This is a genomic window from Amycolatopsis keratiniphila, assembly GCF_000400635.2.
Taxonomy (GTDB): Bacteria; Actinomycetota; Actinomycetes; order Mycobacteriales; family Pseudonocardiaceae; genus Amycolatopsis; species Amycolatopsis keratiniphila.
Window position 1 is genome coordinate 6,005,045 of record NC_021252.1, and the last position, 18,662, is coordinate 6,023,706.

At 66.8% G+C, this 18,662-nt stretch carries 8 protein-coding genes; 5 read left to right on the forward strand and 3 right to left on the reverse strand.

From position 1 onward, the window contains the following. Positions 1-13: 13 nt before the first annotated feature. Positions 14-1,036 (reverse strand): NAD-dependent epimerase/dehydratase family protein, encoded by a 1,023-nt coding sequence (locus tag AORI_RS67930; protein WP_016335711.1) that lies wholly within the window; start codon positions 1,034-1,036, stop codon positions 14-16. Beyond that, positions 1,036-1,452 carry an NUDIX domain-containing protein gene (locus AORI_RS83710; protein ID WP_185927372.1) on the reverse strand — a complete coding sequence of 139 codons (417 nt, stop codon included), beginning with the start codon at positions 1,450-1,452 and terminating at the stop codon, positions 1,036-1,038. Before AORI_RS83710 ends, AORI_RS67930 begins: the two co-directional genes overlap by 1 nt. Positions 1,453-2,201: 749 nt before the next feature. Here AORI_RS83710 and AORI_RS67940 point away from each other — a divergent pair. The 4 genes from AORI_RS67940 to AORI_RS67955 all read left to right on the forward strand — a co-directional run bounded on the left by AORI_RS67940 (position 2,202) and on the right by AORI_RS67955 (position 13,631). Next, positions 2,202-3,692, forward strand: coding sequence for an acyl-CoA synthetase (locus AORI_RS67940; protein WP_228688189.1), 1,491 nt, complete (start codon positions 2,202-2,204; stop codon positions 3,690-3,692). A 24-nt stretch (positions 3,693-3,716) separates the two neighbouring features. Next, entirely contained in the window at positions 3,717-11,432 is a 7,716-nt protein-coding gene (locus AORI_RS67945; RefSeq protein ID WP_063751883.1) for a type I polyketide synthase, read from the forward strand. Between the two features lie 66 nt (positions 11,433-11,498). Then, positions 11,499-12,029, forward strand: a complete 531-nt coding sequence (locus AORI_RS67950; protein WP_016335715.1) for a hypothetical protein — start codon at positions 11,499-11,501, stop codon at positions 12,027-12,029. Between the two features lie 285 nt (positions 12,030-12,314). After that, positions 12,315-13,631: a nucleotide disphospho-sugar-binding domain-containing protein gene (locus AORI_RS67955; RefSeq protein WP_016335716.1), complete on the forward strand. Its 1,317-nt coding sequence runs from the start codon at positions 12,315-12,317 to the stop codon at positions 13,629-13,631. Between the two features lie 771 nt (positions 13,632-14,402). Here the strand turns inward: AORI_RS67955 and asnB are convergent. After that, entirely contained in the window at positions 14,403-16,256 is a 1,854-nt protein-coding gene (gene asnB, locus AORI_RS67960) for an asparagine synthase (glutamine-hydrolyzing) (RefSeq protein ID WP_046200014.1), read from the reverse strand. Positions 16,257-16,542: 286 nt separating this feature from the next. Between asnB and AORI_RS67965 the strand changes: the two genes are divergently transcribed. Continuing rightward, positions 16,543-17,838, forward strand: coding sequence for a beta-ketoacyl [acyl carrier protein] synthase domain-containing protein (locus AORI_RS67965; RefSeq protein WP_016335718.1), 1,296 nt, complete (start codon positions 16,543-16,545; stop codon positions 17,836-17,838). The last annotated feature ends 824 nt before the right edge of the window (positions 17,839-18,662 follow it).

An 18,662-nucleotide genomic window follows, 5' to 3' on the forward strand; every position in this document is an offset into this window, starting at 1 on the left:
CGGGTTCTGCGGACTACCTCGTGATCAGCTTGTCGGCGAACTCCGCCGAGGACATCGAATCCTTGGACCGCGTCTCGAAGTACCAGTTCGCGAGTCGCTTCAAACCGGTATGAAAAGGCATCTCCGGCACCCAGCCGAGCCTCTCCCGCGCCATGGCGGCGGACGCGACCCGGTTGTACGGTCCGGTAGGCATGTCGGGAAGTGGCTTGATCCGCGAGTCGAGGCCGGTGATGTCGAGGATGAGCTGCGCCGCCTCGTGGACCTGGATGCCTTCCTCTGTGCCGAGGTTGATCGCGCTGCCGTCACGAACATGCTCGGCGGCCAGCGCCAGTCCGCGGACGATGTCGGTGACGTAGGTCCAGTTTCGCACTTGCGTGCCGTCGCCCCAGATCTCGAACGGCGCCTGCCGCAGAAAGGCACGGCCGACCATCGCGGTCAGGGCGTGGCTTTCCGGACAGCGTTCCCCGTAGACCGTGAACAATCGGCAGGAAACGGAGGGGAACCCTGCTTCGGCGTGCATCGCCGCGAGCCGCAGTTCCATCATGAGCTTGGCCCACCCGTACAGACCGTCGGCTTCGTAGGGCGGACCTACCTGCGGCTCGGTGAGCCGCACCTCCTCGGTGACGTCGCCCTGAAGCTCGACCGGATAGACACACCCGGACGACGCGTAGACGAAGTTGTCCACGCCGGCCCCCATCGCGGCCTGCGAGACGACTCCGTCCAGCACGAAGTTGCTGGAGCAGGCCGTCTGATGCAGGTCGATGAAGCCACGCCCACCGTGAACCGCGGCGAGATGGAAGACGATCTCGATACCGTCCATCGCCGAGGCCGCGACCTGAGGATCACGGAGATCCGCGTGAACGAACTCCCAGCCCGCGGGCGCGTCGTCCAGATTGGACAGTTTGCCCGAACTGAGGTCGTCCACGACCCTTACCGTCGCACCGGCTTCGATCAGGTACTCCACCAGATGAGAGCCGATGAAGGAACAACCACCGGTGACCAGAACCCTCTTACCGTCCCAAAAGGCCTGTCGCATCAGCTTTCCCCGATCTTGAGGTGAGTACGGGCGAGCTTGAAAACCTGGTCGAGATAGGCGTTCCCAGTGGCTCGTCGGAGAGACCACCAGATGAAGTCCTCGTGTGCGGTGTCGATCCTGGGGTCGTCATCCGACCGCGCGTGGGCGAGAAAGGTCGTGTTGACCGTGTGCGTCGTCGCGCCACCGTGGGCGGAAGCGTCGAACACGGTGGAAAAAGTGCCCAGCGGTACGGACAACGTCAACCGCAGACCGCATTCCTGCTCCGCCGTCCGCAGGGCAGCGCTCTCCAGGGTCTCGCCCTTCCGCATTCGCCCGCCCTGCAGCCACAGCGAACCGGCCTGTGGCTCCTGGCGGCGCCGGGTCAGCAGGGCGAAGCCGCCCCGGACGACGAGTGTGTCGACACAGACCAGCGGCATCCATTCCACGATGTCCCGATAGGACTCGGCCGGGATCCACTCGCTGGTGACAGGGACGTTTCCAAGTCGCCAGTCAAGGGTGATCCGCTCCGAGCCAGGCCCCTCCGTCGATGCGGATGGAACAGGTGCCAGTGATCGAGTCGATGAAGGGGTTGTCGTCGCGCTGTCCACAGTGATCAACCCCTCGGCATGCGTGACCGGGAACTCGTTCGAGACCCCCATAACGTGATTTTTCCAGGGGAAACGCGCAATGGGGCAGAGTGGGAACCGAGGCGTTCGATGTGGATGGTTGCCCCTTTTTCCCTCTCTATCGACAGGCCTGGTTGACATCCCTGGAACCTTCTGTCAGACGCAAGCCGTTCACCGTCCGGCAACGCGGCAGATGTGGTCACGGGCGGCCGGTCCGGTTACGACGGCAACGTTCCTTGATGAGAAAAAGGCCATCCCCCGAACAGCCGCGCCTATCACATCCAGAGTGAATAGTCAATACTGCGGGCGTGGATTGGCTGAACTGGAAAAACCTCAGGGTGAACTCGGGCACCCCTTGATTGAAGCGAGGGTCGAAGCGGGTTCGTCTGATTGAATCTGCGTCGCGCGGCCACTTCTGATCGGTGCCGAGTTAGCTACCGGCGGCGTGACACATTCGTTGAGCCGGTCGCGATGCGGGCTTCGCTGGTGGAACGACCATGGCTCAGGGAGGAACGGTGCGAAATCAAGGCCTAGGTTCCTGGCCCGCCAGACGAGCTCGAATGAGTCCTGAGAACGTGGCGATCTGGCATGAGGATCAAGTCACCACGTTCGCCGAGCTCGATGAGCGGGTCACCACGTTGGCGGGCCGGCTGCGCGCACTCGGTATCGGCCGGGGTGGCCGGGTCGCCTATCTCGGTCCGAACCATCCCTCGTACCTCGAAGTACTGTTCGCGGCCGGAGTGCTCGGCGCCGTATTCGTTCCACTGAACTTCAGGCTCACCGTCGGTGAACTCGATGAGATTCTTGCCGACTGTGCGGCCAAGATCGTGATCTACGGCGAAGGCATGGACAAGAAGATCGCCGGACTCGACCGGGAACGGTGTGCTGTTCGGCCATTGGCCTGCACCGAACTCGACGGCATCGGCCGCGCCGACCTTCCCCCCGACGAGCACGTGAGCCTGGAGGACGTGTGCCTGATCCTCTACACCTCTGGCACAACGGGAAAGCCAAAGGGCGTGATGCTGACGCACGGCAATCTCACGTGGAATTGTTTCAACGCCATCGTCGAAAGTGATGTGGCGAGCGATGAGCGGGCGCTGATCGTCGCGCCGCTTTTCCACGCGGCCGCACTGGGCATGACATGCCTGCCGGTTCTGCTGAAGGGGGGCGCAGTCTTCCTTGTCCCCTCGTTCGCCCCGGACACGGTGCTCGAATTGATAGAGCGCGAACGCATCACGGTGATGTTCGGTGTGCCGACGATGTTCGAGATGATGGCGAGGCAGCCACGCTGGACGGACGCCGATCTTTCCAGTGTCCGGAGACTGGTGTGCGGTGGCGCGCCCATACGGTCGGCGACGCTCCGCCGATATCTCGACCGTGGACTGCACTTCGCCCAGGGATACGGTCTCACCGAGACGGCGGCCGGCGTGCTGATGCTCGACAGCGGGCATCTTCACGCCAAGGCCGGATCTGTTGGTGTGCCCTCGTTCTTCACTGATGTCCGAGTGGTCGACGCTGATCGACTGGAGGTCCCCAGCGGAGTTCCAGGGGAGATAGTGGTCAGTGGTCCGAATGTGATGCGGGGCTACTGGGGGAAACCCGATGCCACGGAGGAAGTCTTCGAGGACGGATGGTTTCGGACCGGCGATGTGGGTGTCTTCGATGAAGATGGCTATTTCTTCATCGTCGACCGGTCCAAGAACGTGATCATCTCCGGCGGCGAGAACGTCTACCCCGCGGAGGTCGAAGCCGTGTTACGCGACATGGACGGTATCGCCGACTGTGTCGTGATCGGCGTGGCGGATGACAAATGGGGTGAGATCGGTAAGGCGCTGGTCGTCGCCGATCCCGATGCCCGCATCACCGACGCCGAGGTACTTGCTCGGTTGCGACTCCGGCTGGCCAAGTACAAGGTGCCGAAGTACGTGCAGTTCGTCGATTCCTTGCCCACCACCGCGTCGGGCAAGATAGCCAGGTCCGAGGTCCACCTACGCTACGGCGACGGCGAGCGCACCTCCTATTCGGCACGCATGCGGAATCGACGTGGTTAGGACAAAACCCGTTTAGGAGTGAGCATGCGCTACACACTTCCCTCGTTGTTCGCCGAATCCGTTGATGCCGGGCGGGACGAGCCTGCTGTGTTCGCAGACGGACGCTACCGTTCCTGGGCAGAATGGCATGCGGAGGCGGACGAGCTGGCTCGGGGGTTGCAGGAGTCGGGAGTCGAGCAGGGCGACGTGATCGCCGTCCATCTGCCCAACTGCTGGGATTTCCTCACTCTTCACGTCGCTATCGCCACCGCCGGCGCGGTGATGCTTCCGCTGCACCTCGGCCTCGGGGTGGCCGAACTGCGTTCGCTGCTCGAACGCACCGGCGCCGGCACGATCGTGCTCCCTGCCGACAATCGGGGGCGATCCGGCATCGAGCTCGGCCGGCAGCTGCTCGAGAACTCGTCGGCGCTCAGGCAGGTGCTGATCTCAGGAGAGCCGGACGGCGCACTCGGCGACTTGCGCCGGCTCGACGACCTGAAACGACAATGGCAGGGTGCGGCACCGCTGCCGGTACGCGTTTCGCCGGACGACACGTTCGTCTTGTTGCCCTCTTCGGGGACGACTTCGCTACGCCAGAAGATCTGCGTGCACACCCACGACGGCCTTCTGTCCAATGCCGCCACGACCGCCGCTGACGGCCAGGCGTCGAGTACCGACGAAATCATCAGCGCCAGCCCGCTCACCCACCTGTACGGTCTGCTCTCCGTCCACCTGAGTCTGGTCACCGGGGGCAGGCAAGCGCTGCTGCCCAGCTGGGACGTCGATGACTTTTTGCGGTTGACGCGGCAGGCCGATCCGACGGTGCTGTTCGCGGTGCCCACACAGATCCGGGATGTCGTGTCGCGGCTGGACACTGTCGGGCACGCGAACGAATGCGAGCTGCGGGAGGTGCGGATCAGTGGCGCGGCGGTGCCCCCCACCCTCGTCGAGCAGACGCGCCGCCTGATGAAGGCGCGGGTGATCGTCCACTGGGGCATGTCCGAACTGGGCGGGGGCCTGTTCACCCGGCCCGCCGACCCGCCGGAGACCGCGAGCCGGAGCGTCGGCCGTCCCATCTCCGACGGTGAAGTACGGATCGTCGGGGACAACGGCGGCCGTTGTGGCATCGGACAGACCGGTCACTTGCAGTATCGCGGGCGGTCTCTGTTCAAGGAGTATTTGGCGGATCCGGAACTGACACGCGCCGCGTTCACCTCCGACGGCTGGCTGCGCACCGGCGACCGGGCCTGCCTGAACGATGACGGCACGATCGCTTTCCGTGGTCGCGACGCGGACCTGATCAACGTCGGCGGCGTGAAGTTCAGTGCGACGGAAGTCGAGGCGCTGCTCGCGGACCTCCCGGGCTTGCGGCAGGTCGGGATCGTCGGGCGCCAAGACGATCGGCTCGGCGAGTACCCCTGCTTGGTCGCGACGGTCCTCGACGACGCGTCGGTCACCCTCGGAGAGGTCGTCGAGCATCTGGTCGCGAAGGGAACGGCGGAGTACAAGATCCCCGCCGAGCTGATCGTGGTCGAGGAGATGCCCTGCACACCGACCGGAAAGATCGCGAAGAGCCGGCTGGCCGCGATGCTCGGCAGCGGCGATTCGCCCGCGGCGTCGACGTGGGCCCGGCGACTTCTGGCGCTGAGCCCCGCGGAGCAGTTCACCGCGGCGTTGGACCTGGTGCGGACGCGGGTCGCCGCGGTGCTCGGACGCGCCGATCAGATCGGACCGGACCAGATCTTCACCGACTACGGCTTACGGTCACTGACCGCGGTCAGGCTGCGTTCGGAACTGGTCGACGCGACCGGGCTCGACCTGCCGACCACCGTTGCCTTCGACCTGCCGACGCCCCGCCGGCTGGCTGAGTATCTGATCAGCCTGGTCGCCACCGGCCGACCCGGTCCGGACCGGGTCATCGCGCCGCGACCGGCACGACCGAGCGACGAGGACCCGATCGTCGTCGTGGGTATGGGTTGCAGGTTGCCAGGCGGTATCACCTCACCGGCCGGGCTGTGGGACCTGCTCACGTCAGGCGGGGACGCGGTCGGCGACTTGCCCGCCGACCGTGGCTGGGACCTCGGCGCGGTCGCGGCGAACGCCCGCGGCGGTGGCTTCCTGACCGACGCGGCCTGGTTCGACGCCGAGTTCTTTGGCATCTCGCCACGCGAAGCCGCGGCGATGGACCCGCAACAGCGGCTCTTGCTGGAAACATCCTGGGAAGCGCTCGAACATGCCCGGATCGATCCGCGTTCCCTGCGCGACGGTGACACCGGGGTCTTCGTCGGCATGATGGCCTCGGACTATCTGCCCCGCCCGAACGAGACGACGCAGGGCTTCGACGGCGCTGCGATGACCGGCAACCAGAGCAGTGTCGCGTCCGGCAGGATCTCCTACGTGCTGGGGCTTCAGGGCCCGTCGCTCACCGTCGACACCGCCTGTTCATCTTCGCTGGTCGCCATCCAGCTCGCGGCGCGCTCACTGCGCGACGGTGAGTGTTCGCTTGCGCTGGTCGGTGGGGCCACGGTCATGTCGACTCCGGCCACCTTTGTGGAGTTCGCCGCGCAACAGGCGCTTTCCGCCGATGGACGGTGCAAATCCTTCGCTTCATCGGCGGACGGTACCGCGTGGTCCGAAGCCGTCGGCATGCTCGTCCTCGAACGTCTTTCGGACGCACGTCGCGCCGGTCACCGAGTACTCGCCGTCATCAAGGCCTGCGCCGTCAATCAGGACGGCACCTCGAACGGCTTGACCGCACCCAACGGTCTGGCGCAGCAACAGGTGATCCGCAGGGCGCTGGCCGACGCCGGGCTCTCACCGTCCGATGTGGACATGGTGGAGGCGCACGGCACGGGCACGAAGCTCGGCGACCCGATCGAAGCGACGGCGGTGCTGGCGACCTACGGACAGGACCGGACCCACCCACTGCTGTTGGGCTCGGTGAAGTCGAATCTCGGTCACACCCAGGCCGCCGCCGGTGTCGTCGGCGTCATCAAGACGATCCTGGCGATCCGCCATGGATCGGTACCGATGACCCTGCACGTCGACCAACCGTCGCCGCACGTGGACTGGACCGCGGGAGCCGTGCGCCTGGTCACCGAACCGGTGCCATGGCCCGAGACCGGACGGCCGCGGCGCGCCGGTGTCTCGGCGTTCGGCATCAGCGGCACCAACGCCCACGTCATCCTGGAGCAGGCACCAGTCGAGGGTGATGCGTCCATCGCGCGGTCACCGCTGCCGGCAGTGCCGTTGATCCTCTCGGCGGCGACGTCGGCGGCTCTGAAAGATCAGGCGGCGCGGCTGCTCGCCGGCCTGGACGCGGGTGCCGACCCCATGGACACGGGGTATTCATTGGCTACGACACGGGCAAGGCTGGAGCATCGTGCCGTGGTCGTCGACGCCGACCGCGCCGAGCTGGCCGCGCTGGCTTCCGGCGAGCCCGGCGCGGCGGTGACCGGCCGCTCGGACTTGCCTGGCCAGACCGTGTTCGTCTTTCCCGGCCAAGGTGCGCAATGGGCCGGGATGGGGCTCGAACTGCTCGACTCCGCCCCGGTTTTCGCGGATGCCATGCGCGAGTGCGAGAAGACGCTGAACGAGTTCGTCGACTGGTCGTTGACCGAGGTCATCGAGGACGAATCCGCGCTGGAGCGCGTCGAGGTCGTCCAGCCGGTCCTGTTCGCGATCATGGTCTCGCTGGCGAGGCTGTGGCAGTCCCATGGCGTCATGCCCGATGCTGTCGTGGGCCATTCCCAGGGTGAGATCGCCGCCGCGCATGTCGCCGGCGTGCTCTCGTTGCGCGACGCCGTCCAGATGGTCGTGCGTCGTGCCGCGCTGTGTTCCTCGCTGATCGGTACCGGCCTGTTGCTGTCGGTCGAGTCGACCGGGGACCTCGAGCGACGAATCTCGGAACGGCCCGGCCTGACCGTCGCCGCCTACAACGGGCCGTCTTCGGCGGTTCTTGTCGCGGATGCCGTCACCATCACCGAGCTGGCCGAGGAATACCGAGCCGAAGGTGTTCGGGCCCGCGTCGTCCCGGCCAGTTTTCCGTCGCACTCCGCGCACGTCGAGTCCGTCCGGGACCGGCTATTGGAAGACCTGTCCGGTATCGACCCGCAGCCCGCGGACATCCCTTGGTACTCCACTGTTACCGGCAGGTCGATGCGCGGGCAGGAGGCAGGCGTCGACTACTGGTACGAGAATCTGCGTCGACCGGTGCGGTTCGCCTCGACCGTGGAAACCCTGGTATCCGCGGGATTCGCGCACTTCATCGAGATAAGCCCGCATCCCGTGCTGTTACCGGCGATCCAGGAGACGGTGGGAGAGGCCGGATCGGCAGTCGGAACGTTGCGACGCGACCAGGGTGGTGTCCGCCGGTTTCTGACTTCGATGGCCCAAGGCTACGTGCGCGGCTTGGCCGTCGACTGGGCACGTCTGTTCGACGGCAGCGGAGCACGGCACACGGACCTGCCCACCTATTCCTTCCAAAGACGTCGTTTCTGGCGTGGCCGCACGACGCGGGCGGGTGCGGCCGGGCTCGGTCAGGAGGGCGTCACCCACCCGCTGGTCTCGGCCCTCGTCGAAGCCCCCGAGCAGGACGGCTCGGTGTTCACCGGCCGGGTCTGCCTGGCCGAGCTCGACTGGCTGGGTGATCACCGCGTGAACGGCACGGTGGTGATTCCGGGAACGGGCCTGCTGGAGCTGGCGCTCCAAGTCGGTGACCGGTTCGGCCGCGAGCGAGTGAACGAGCTGATCGTGCTGGCCCCGCTGGTGGTACCTGATCGAGGTGGTGTCCAGCTTCAGGTTCGCGTCGGCGGCGAACAAGACGGCCGCCTCGCGTTCAGCATTCATTCCAGGGCCGAAGGTCACGAGTCGTGGACGAAGCACGCGACCGGAGAGCTCGGACCGGATACGGCCTCGCCCGGATTCACCCTCGCCGCTTGGCCACCACCGGGAGCCCACGCGGTGGATCCGGACACCATCTACGACGCGCTTGCCGGCGCCGGCGTGGTACACGGGCCGATGTTCCGTGGCCTGCGCGCGGCCTGGCAGCGCGATGCCGAACTGTTCGCCGAGGTCGAGCTGCCGGAGAGGCTGCTTGGCGAATCGTCCGCCTTCCAGCTCCATCCGGCGCTGCTGGACGGGGCGCTGCATCCGGCAGCGTTGCTCGGCGACCATTCCGGTGGCCCGCTGTTGCCGTTCTCATGGCGAGGAGTCAGCCTGTTCGCCACCGGCGCGACGGCGCTTCGGGTCCGGCTACGACCCGGTGACGACGCGACGGGTGATTTCGCCATCGACATCGCCGACGACCGGGGTGATCCGGTCGCGCGGGTGGAATCTCTGGCCCTTCGCCGGCTGGCCGATGGTCTTTCCCGGGCGGACGCGGCGCGGGAGTCGCTGTTCAGGATCGACTGGACCGCCTTACGGCATGATCAGTGTTCGCCGTCCGACCTCGCCGTGCTGGATCTGAGGGCCGAACGGGACCTGCGGACCATTCTTGCCGACGTGGTCACGGCCATGCGGAACGGTGCGGCCACCGAGACCCGATCGATGGTTCTGACCAGCCACGCGGTGTCCACCGGGGAGGACGAGGACACCGATCCGGTCCAGGCCGCGGTATGGGGTCTGGTCCGTTCGGCCCAGCAGGAGAATCCGGGCTTGTTCGTCCTGGTCGACACAGATGACCCGGTGACGTTCCCGCCGATCCTCCCCTCGGGGGAACCCGAAGTCGCCCTCCGCTCCGGCTCGATCCTGGTACCCAGGCTCGCCAGGCAACCGGCGCAAAGCAGGCCGGTGACGCTGGACCCCGACGGCACCGTGGTGATCACCGGTGGAACCGGCACGCTGGGCCGGCTACTGGCCACGCATCTGGTCGAGCGGTACGAGGTGCGTCGTCTCCTGCTGCTTTCCCGCCGGGGACCGGACGCCCCCGGTGCGGACGTGCTTCGTGACGAGCTGAGCCGTCGCGGTGCGACAGTGGACATCGTCGCCTGTGATGTGGGCGACCGCGCTTCCCTCGCCGAGGTACTGACCGCGATCTCCCCCGAGCACCCATTGACCGGAGTGGTGCACGCGGCGGGGGTGCTCGACGACGGGGTGATCGGCTCGATGACCGTCGACCGTCTCGACCACGTGCTTCGAGCCAAGGCCGATGCGGCGTGGCATCTGCACGAACTCACTCTCGACCGCCCACCGGAGCTGTTCGTGTTCTTCTCCTCGATCGCCGGCCTGCTCGGCGGTCCCGGCCAGGGCAACTACGCGGCGGCCAACGCCTACCTGGACGGGCTGGCCGCTCACCGCAGGGCTCGTGGCCTGCCGGCGGTGTCGGTGGCATGGGGCCTGTGGGAATCCGATACCGGCATGACCGGCATGATGACCGCGACGGACCGCGCTCGGATTTCGCGCGCCGGCATCGACGCGCTGTCCGATGAGGACGGACTCCGTCTCTTCGACGCCGCGGTCGCCGCTGGTCCCGCGCTGCTCGCGGCGATGCGCGTGGACCTGCCCGCCATCCGGCGCGGTTCGGCGCGACCGGTATGGCACCGTATCGTCCGGCCGCCCACCCGGCTGAGCGTCGCGACCAGAGCGGTCGCGGCCGCTGCGACCGCCGACGACTTGTTGAGCGGGGAGCTCGCGGGGATGGACGAAATCGAGCGGACGCGGCGCGTCCAGAACCTGGTGCTATCTCATGCCGCCGCGGTTCTGGGCTACAGCGATCCGGCCCAGGTGGATCCGGACCGGGAGTTCCTGCACAGCGGATTCGACTCGCTCACGGCGATGGAGCTGCGAAACAAACTCAACCAGGTCACCGGTTTGAAGCTGCCCGCGATGGCCGTATTCGAGAGCAGGACCCCGATCGGGCTGGCCGCGACGGTGTGCCGTGCGATGGCCGAGCGATCGGGCGTTGGGAAAACCGCGCCGCCCGCACCAGAACCTCGCTACGCGGACTCGGTCTGTTCCTTGATCCGCGGTGCGGCGGATGCCGGAAGGGTCGGCGAAGCCTTCGGCCTCATGCGCGCGGTCGCGGATCTCCGCCCGTCCTTCGACTCGGTCGTCGAGCTGGGACCGTTGCCTGAGCCGACCACTCTGGCCGAGGGACCGCCCGGCCTTCGGCTGATCACCCTGAGTTCACCGATGGCCGATGGAGGCGTCCACCAGCACGCGCGGCTCGCCGCGCATTTCCAGGGCGTCATGCCCGTGTCGGCGATCTCCCTCCCCGGGTTCGGGCCGGGCGAGAAGTTGCCCGCCACCGGCGAGGCCGCGGTACGGGTGGTCTCCGAAAGCGTGCTGCGGGCGAGCGCGGGTGACCCGTTCGTACTGCTGGGGCATTCCTCCGGCGGAGCACTGGCCTACGCCACCGCCCACTACCTGCGGACCGGAGGGCAGATCCAACCCGCCGCGGTGATTCTCATCGACACGTTCCGGCTCGACGACCCTTCGGTGCCCCTTGACCAAATCCTGCGTCGGATGTTTTCGGCCGAGCCGACATTCGGTGCGATCACCGCCGAGCGGCTCTCCGCCATGGGTCGCTGGCTCGCGGTGATGTCCGGCCTGCGGCTCGGCCCGGTCGCCGCGCCGGCGCTGTTCATCCAAGCCACAGAACCGTTCTCCGGCGAAACCTGCGACGTGTCCCGCTCGCTGGCCGAGCCCGGTGAGCCGGCGCACGCGGTGCGGACCGTGCGATCCGACCATTTCACCATAGTCGGGGCCGAATCAGGTCGGACCAGCCAGGTGATCCGGGAGTGGCTCGAAGCGACATTGTGAGTTCGTCATCGCCGACCTGTGGAACGAAGCCGTGGTCCGCGGTCGAAGAATAGAGAGGTTCCACTCGTGCACTGCGAAAACGATGTCGACAGCAAGGTGCGGACCCTCGCCGCCTGGCTTCGCGATACGGACACCTTCACCGGGACCATCGCCCGCTGGCTGCAGTCCCCGGTCGAATATTCGTCACTGCGCCACGAGTATCGTCCCGTAACAGCGGAGCATGCCTCGCAGCTGGGTATTCCGGTGGGAAGTACCGTGTTGTTCCGGCGCGGATACCTCGAAGTCCGATCGCTGGGTGCACGACAGCCGGTGGCCGAGGTGAGTGCCGTCGTGGTCGATCACCGCCTGAGTCGGGACGCCCGGCAGGCCCTCGATTCGAAAAAGGTGGCGCTCGGCTCGATACTCAGCAGTCAGGGAATGCGACGGCACACCCAGTCTGTCACCACGTCTTCGGCGGTCGACGGCAACGGCCCACAGGTACTTCGGGTGGCTGCGACGCTCACGGTCGCGGACGAACTGGTCGCGGCGGTGAACGAAATCGTTTACCGGCGGTTGTTCGACCTTGGTCGTCAATCACTCATTTCTCCGACTGTCTGACCGCATTACGCGACCTGGTGCGTCAGCCGTCCACGTACGCGTGTCAGCACTTCGGGGAGGCGGAATGCGCCGTGGGATCCGTGCTGATCGGCGAAGGGCCGTGCGCCGAGTCTGAGCCAGTCGGACGGTGCCCCAGCGCCGTCGTCATGGAGCGCGTCCGAAGGCGCTGGGTGCGCGAGTCTCCCTGCGGCCGGCTGGGTTCCGCGAGCCGGAACGTGATCTTGCCGGCGGGTGGAGGGACGGGAGAGGGTCCTGACAGGCGGTGTGCCGAGTTACGGAGGAACCATGGTTCAGGTCGTGTTGGCGTCCATTCCCATGCCGGGACACTTGATTCCGCTGCTTCCCATCGGCCGGTACCTCGCCGAGAAAGGTTACGGCGTCACAGTTCTGACGTCGCCTGCCCTGGAGCACTTGGCGCAAGACATCGTGACGACGCCGGGTTGCCGGTTGCATCCTTTGCGCGGCAAGGCCGCGTTCGACGGGAACCGTGTCCTGGCGGAGTTTCCGGCGATGAAGGACACGCCATCCGGGCACCGGCAGGTCGTGGACGCCCCCCACGAGATGTTCATCCCGCCGATCCCGGAGCAGTTCGCCGCCGTTCAGGAGATCCTCCGGACTGGGAATCCGGCCGAGACCGTCGTTGTCCACGAGTCGTTCTTCCACGGCACGTGGCCCTCGCTGCTCGGAGCTCCGGGGCTGCGACCGGCCGGGACGATCGGTATCGGCGTCTCCGTACTGACACTGGAAGACCCGTGCCTCGCGCCCTTCGGTTTCGGTGTCGCTCCCGACTCGTCGCCGGCCGGGATCGAGCGTGCGGAGCGGCTCCGCGTCCAGTTGCGTCAGGAATTCGAGCCGGTACAGAGCCGTCTGGACCACGTTCTGGCCGGCCTGGGCACGATCAAGCCGGCCCCGTACTACTGGGATGGCTTCTCAATGCTGTGCGACACCTTCTTCCAGCTGTCGCCGCCGAGTCTCGAGTACGACCGGTCGCAGTTGCCGGAACACATCGAGCTGATCGGCCGCCCGGAGCCGACTCCCACGGCGACCTTCGAGCCGCCGGTGTGGTGGCAGGACGTCTTGACGGCTGAGCGTGTTGTCTTCGTCACGCAAGGCACGTTGAACAATGTGAACCACGCCGCTCTCATCGGACCGACGCTGGATTCGCTCGCCGGCTCCGACGTCCTCGTGGTGGCGACTTTCGGCGGCCGGCCGGTACCGCGCGATCTCAGGGTGCCCGCCAACGCGCGGGTCATCTCGTACCTGCCGTACGAGATGATCTTCCCGTACACCTCCGTTTTCGTCACCAACGGCGGTTTCGGCGGCGTTCAGGCCGCCTTGATGGCGGGCATCCCCATGGTCGTCGCGGGTGACACCGAAGACAAGCCGGAGGTCGCGATGCGCGTCGAGCACTCGGGAGCAGGGGTCAACCTCCGCACGGGGCTCCCCACCGGCTCGAGTGTGCGCGACGCGGTCGAACGGGTGCTGCGGGAACCGGCTTACCGTTCCAGGGCAAAGGAAATCCAACGTGAATACCGGGCCAACGACACCCTGGCCCGGATCAGGCACGAGGTCGACCGCATGCTCGCCGCGGCGTCAACGTGATCGCCTCTCGCGAGGCGTGGGTACGCTGATGAGCCGCACGCCGGCGGCCCAGTGATCCGTACACGTCGGCTGATCAACCCGCCGATGTCGGTCTACGTCAACGGCTCCTACTCACCCTGCGGGAACCCACCGGCCTGGTCGCGGCGGACTGCCCAATTATGCTGCCAGGATTCCCAAAGGGGCATGTTCACTCCACGAATATGCCCTCGGCACCACGCCGAACGTACAGTTCCCGCAAGGTAAACCGAACCAGATTCGGCATGGCGTCGACCGAATACGACGTACTGCCGCGACCGAAGGCGTCATCATGCCGAATGCTTCACACAGATCGATGCCAGGCGAATCACGTCGAAATCCGGTCTACCGGCTACCGGGAACCAGCGGCGAAGTGTCCGCGAACCCTCCTGACGACAAAGTTCGCGAACGCGCGGCCCGGGCGGTCCGAAGGCTGGCAAGGGATGCGAACGAACAGGCGAACCTGCTGGCGATGCTCGGGCTGGACACGATCGAAAGTGCGGCGGGGGCCAGGAGCGGCCATCTCCCGCACCTGTAGGCACATTCGCGAACCTCCTGTTCCCGTCGGCCGTCGACGCCGCAGGGAACCTATGCGCGCGTGGTGTGGCTGTCGAACCGGCGCAGCTTGTTGCGGGTGCCGACACGTTCTCCCGGCGAGGCGGCCGGCAGCGAGAATACTCCCCGTGCCCGCCGACTCCCGGAAACCGCTGACCTGGCTCGCCCGACTCCGACGCGGACTCCCTTGTGGACCCTGACCTAGGACCACGAGGCAGGGGCGTGGCCGGCCAGCCTGCCATTGTGGCCGGTGTGATTGCGTAGCCACAGATCGAAATTGAGGGCGAAGTCGATGCCCGCGCGGGTGGCATGGTCGGCGGCAGGGCGGTTCAGGCGGTCCCGGAGTCGTTGCGGTGCGAGAAAACTCCACACCGGCGCGGTCGGGGTGGCCAGCAGATCGTGTGCCTGTTCGCTGATGGCGTGGTGGTAGGCGGGGTCGTGGGTCACCGGATACGGCGCCTTGGTCCGGGCGGTGACGCTGGCGGGCAGCAACGGCGCTACCGCCGCGCGCAGCAGGGATTTCTCCCGGCCGTCGACGGTGTGAAGCGCCCAGGGGATGTTGAAGGCGTACTCGACGAGCCGGTGGTCGCAGAACGGCACACGTACTTCCAGCCCTACCGCCATGCTGAGCCGATCCTTGCGGTCCAGCAAATGGGGTAGCCAGCGGGTCAGGTGCAGGTGGAACACCTCGCGCATGCGGCGCTGGAGCCCGGCCTCGCCATCGAGGCGCGGGACGCCGGCGAGAGCGTCACGGTACTGCGCCTCACGGTGTGCCGCGATGTCGAGTTCGGCGCCGGCCTCGGGGCGCAGAAGGGCCTGATAAGTGCCGCTGTGGCCGGTGAAGTACCGCCACGGGTAGGTCTGGGCACCGATGCGTTCGGGGTCGTGGAACCACGCGTAGCCGCCGAAGACCTCATCGGCGCTCTCGCCGGAGATGGTCACGGTGGTGTGCTCCCGGACAGCACGGAACAACAGGTACAGCGAGGTGTCCATGTCCCCGAGCGCGGGTGCGTCCTTGGCCGCGACCACTGCCTGCCGGTGCCGCGGATCGGCCAACTCGGCCGCGTCGAGCACGATGTCGCGGTGGTCCAAGCCGCAGTGCTCGGCGACGGCGCGCACGAACAGGGTATCCGGGGTGGCGCGCAGGCTGTTCCCGACGAAGTGGTCGGTGTTGCCCGCGAAGTCGACGGAGAAGGTGCGTAACGGAGTCGGGCCAGCTTGCTGACCGAGGGCGACCAGTGCACTGGAATCCAGGCCACCGGAAAGCAGGGCTCCGAGTGGGACGTCGGCTCGGACGTGCCGGGCGGCGATGTCGCTCAGCAGCTCACGTACCCGCCCGACGGTGGCGGGCACGTCGTCGTCGTGTGGCCGAGCGGTGAGCTGCCAGTAGTGCCGCTCGCGCAGGCCTGCGGCATCGAGGACAACGATGGTCCCGGGCCTGACCTCGTGCACGTCGCGGAACAGGGTCGCGCCGGGCGTGTGCGCGGAGGCGAACAGATCGCGCAGGCCGTCGACGCTGACCGCGGGGGCGATCAGACCGCTGGCGAACAACGACTTCGGTTCGGAAGCGAACAGCACGCCGCCCGCGTGGCGGGCATAGTGCAGCGGCTTGACACCCAGCCGGTCGCGGACAAGCACCAGCCTGCCGCGGATCTCATCCCAGATCGCGAAGGCGTACATGCCGTTGAGCCGTTCCACCGCGTCGATGCCCCACTCGAGGTAGGCATGCAGAACGACCTCGGTGTCGGTACCGGTCCGGAACTTGTGCCCCCGTTGTTGAAGCTCCTCACGGAGCTCGGGATGGTTGTACACCTCACCGCTGTAGGTCATGGCGACCAGCGGCTCGTGGCGGTCGTCGGTGAAGATCATGGGCTGCTGACCGTGCTCGGGATCCATGACGGCCAGCCGTCGGTGCCCCAGAACAGCATGCGTGCCGGTCCACACGCCCGCGCCGTCCGGCCCCCTGCTCGCCATGGCGTCGGTCATCCGGCGGACCCGTTTTTCCCTGTCCTCCGGCAAACACCCGAGATCTGCCCAGCCTGCAATGCCGCACATCAGCTTCACAAACCCTTCGAATGATCTGCCGAGCGTTTGGTGATCATCCTCAGCCACGACGGCCGGGTCAGCGGCGTTCCGGCGACCTTCTTCCAAGACGGCTGCCCGAAAGGCCGGTGATTCGTCCGAACCGGTGGCCCTGTTCACCGGGGATCCTCTTGGATCAGCCTGGTAATCAAGAGTGCCGATTCAGATCATCTTTCATGACAAGGTCGCTTGGGGACCGCGCGGACTCGGGGGCGGTCACCGTCACGGCGCCCCGATCCCGTGAGCCAGTGGAGGCGTGATGACCGCGTATGAGCCGATCGCGATCGTTGGTATCGGAGCGCGTTTCCCCGGCGCCAGTGGCGCACAGGAACTGTGGGACCTGGTGTGCGGGGAGGTCGACGCGGTCACCGCGGAGCCTCCAGCGGACCGGTGTGACGCCCGCCCGCTTTACGACCCGACACCTCGTAAGGCCGGCCGCGTCGTAAGCCTTGACGGCGGTTTCCTGGACCACACGACAGGTTTCGTGCCCGGCGACTACGCCGTGACCGAACGGGAGAACGCGACGCTCGACCCCCAGCACCGCCTGCTGCTCCAGTGCGCTCGCGACGCACTGGCTGACGCCGCGTTGACCGAGACCGCCGGCCAGGACATCGGGGTCTTCATGGGCCAGAGCACCGGTGAGCACTGGGACCGGTTGCACGGCAACACGACCACCGACATGTACGCCATCGCCACCGCTGCCGCCCGCAGCATGGCCTCCGGCCGTATCAGCTACGCCTGGGACCTGCGCGGCCCGTGCGCCACGGTCGACGCGGCATGCTCCTCGGGCACCCTCGCCGTCCACCTCGCCTGCCAAAGCCTGCGCACCGGCGAGTGCGACATCGCGCTGGCCGGCGGCGTCAGCCTCGTACTGGACACCCACCACACCGTCGGCTACTCGGCCGCCGGCATGCTCTCCCCTTCGGGCCGCTGCCGCTTCGGACACGAGGACGCCGACGGCTTCGTCCGCAGCGACGGCGCCGGAGTCCTTGTCCTCAAAAGGCTTTCCCGTGCCCAGGCGGACGGCGACACCATCCACGCCCTTATCCTCGGCAGCGCCCAGGCCAGCAAGGGCCGCACCGCCAAAGCGATCATCGCCCCCTCGCTCGAGGGCTACCTCCACGTCATCACTCGCGCGTGCGCCGTCGCCGACGTCAGTCCCGACCGCATCGCCTACGTGGAGGCACACGGCAACGCCGCTCCGGCCGGCGACCGCACGGAACTACACGCCATCGGCGCCGCCATCGGCGTTCACCGCCCGACCGGCCGGCCGTGCCTGGTCGGCTCCATCAAGACCAACATCGGTCATCCCGAAGCTGCCGGCGGCATCGCCGGACTGATCAAGGCAGCCCTGGCTGTGCGGAATCGAACGGTGCCCGCCAGCTTACACAGCGATCAGCCCACCTCCCAGGTCGACTGGACCGGACTCGGCATCGCACCGGTCCCCCGCACGATCGACTGGCCCGACAGCGAATCCGCCATCGCGGGAGTCAGCACCTACGGCCTGTCCGGCACCTTCGTCCACATCCTCGTCGGCCAGCCACCACACCAGTGACAGACGCACGCTACCGTCGAGTGAACAGGTAGCGCGAAGCGGATGGGAATCGTCCGACTTCGATTCACCCGCGGCGCCCCAGCCAGCGAACCCGCCACCAATCGTCCCGCCCGCCGACGCGACCCCACTCTGGCAAGAAGCCACCACAGGATCTCGAGCGGTCCTCACACCACCCGTGATCACCATCGTGACCGCACCCACCACACCAGGCCACCAGCACAGTCACGAACGACAACTGGAGTATCAGGGCGAACGGGCATCACAGTGAAGCGGACCGCCCTTCGTGGACACGCCAGGGTCCCGGCAAAGTCGTCTATCCGCTGGTCAAGTGGTTGACAGAGGGGCTCGTCACCCACTTGGCCTCTTCTCAACTGTCCACAGGGGATACTTTCGAGGTGAACGTTCCCGATTCGGGCGTTTTACGAAGGGGTCGTGAGTGTTTTTGGTCGTTAGAACGACCAAAAACACTCACGACCCCCATCGAAAACCGCACCAATATGCATCAAACGGACATCTGCCTGTCGGTTGGTGTCCTTTGTGGACACCAACCGGCCAAGTCGAGCCTCCTGTCGCCTGCCCCGCCCGGAGATCGAGCCCGAACCACCAAGAGCGGCGCCGGCCAGCGCTTATCCGACTTTGCCGGAGCCCTGGTGGACACGCTGAGCACGGCCGGGTCGTCGATCTGCCCACCGCGCCTTTCGGCTTACCCACATCAGGACGACCATTGTCACTCACCACCCCGAGCACGCTTCAGGTCGGCCCGTTCGGCAACACGCCACTTCTGCCTCCTCACTCGACAATCACTCCGAGATCTCAGTCAGAAG

Bases quoted from the DNA above. Each gene is read 5' to 3' on its own strand.
- AORI_RS67930 (WP_016335711.1), bottom strand. From the start codon at position 1,036: ATGCGACAGGCCTTTTGGGACGGTAAGAGGGTTCTGGTCACCGGTGGT.
- AORI_RS83710 (WP_185927372.1), bottom strand. From the start codon at position 1,452: ATGCCGCTGGTCTGTGTCGACACACTCGTCGTCCGGGGCGGCTTCGCC.
- AORI_RS67940 (WP_228688189.1), top strand. From the start codon at position 2,202: ATGAGTCCTGAGAACGTGGCGATCTGGCATGAGGATCAAGTCACCACG.
- AORI_RS67945 (WP_063751883.1), top strand. From the start codon at position 3,717: ATGCGCTACACACTTCCCTCGTTGTTCGCCGAATCCGTTGATGCCGGG.
- AORI_RS67955 (WP_016335716.1), top strand. From the start codon at position 12,315: ATGGTTCAGGTCGTGTTGGCGTCCATTCCCATGCCGGGACACTTGATT.
- asnB (WP_046200014.1), bottom strand. From the start codon at position 16,256: ATGTGCGGCATTGCAGGCTGGGCAGATCTCGGGTGTTTGCCGGAGGAC.
- AORI_RS67965 (WP_016335718.1), top strand. From the start codon at position 16,543: ATGACCGCGTATGAGCCGATCGCGATCGTTGGTATCGGAGCGCGTTTC.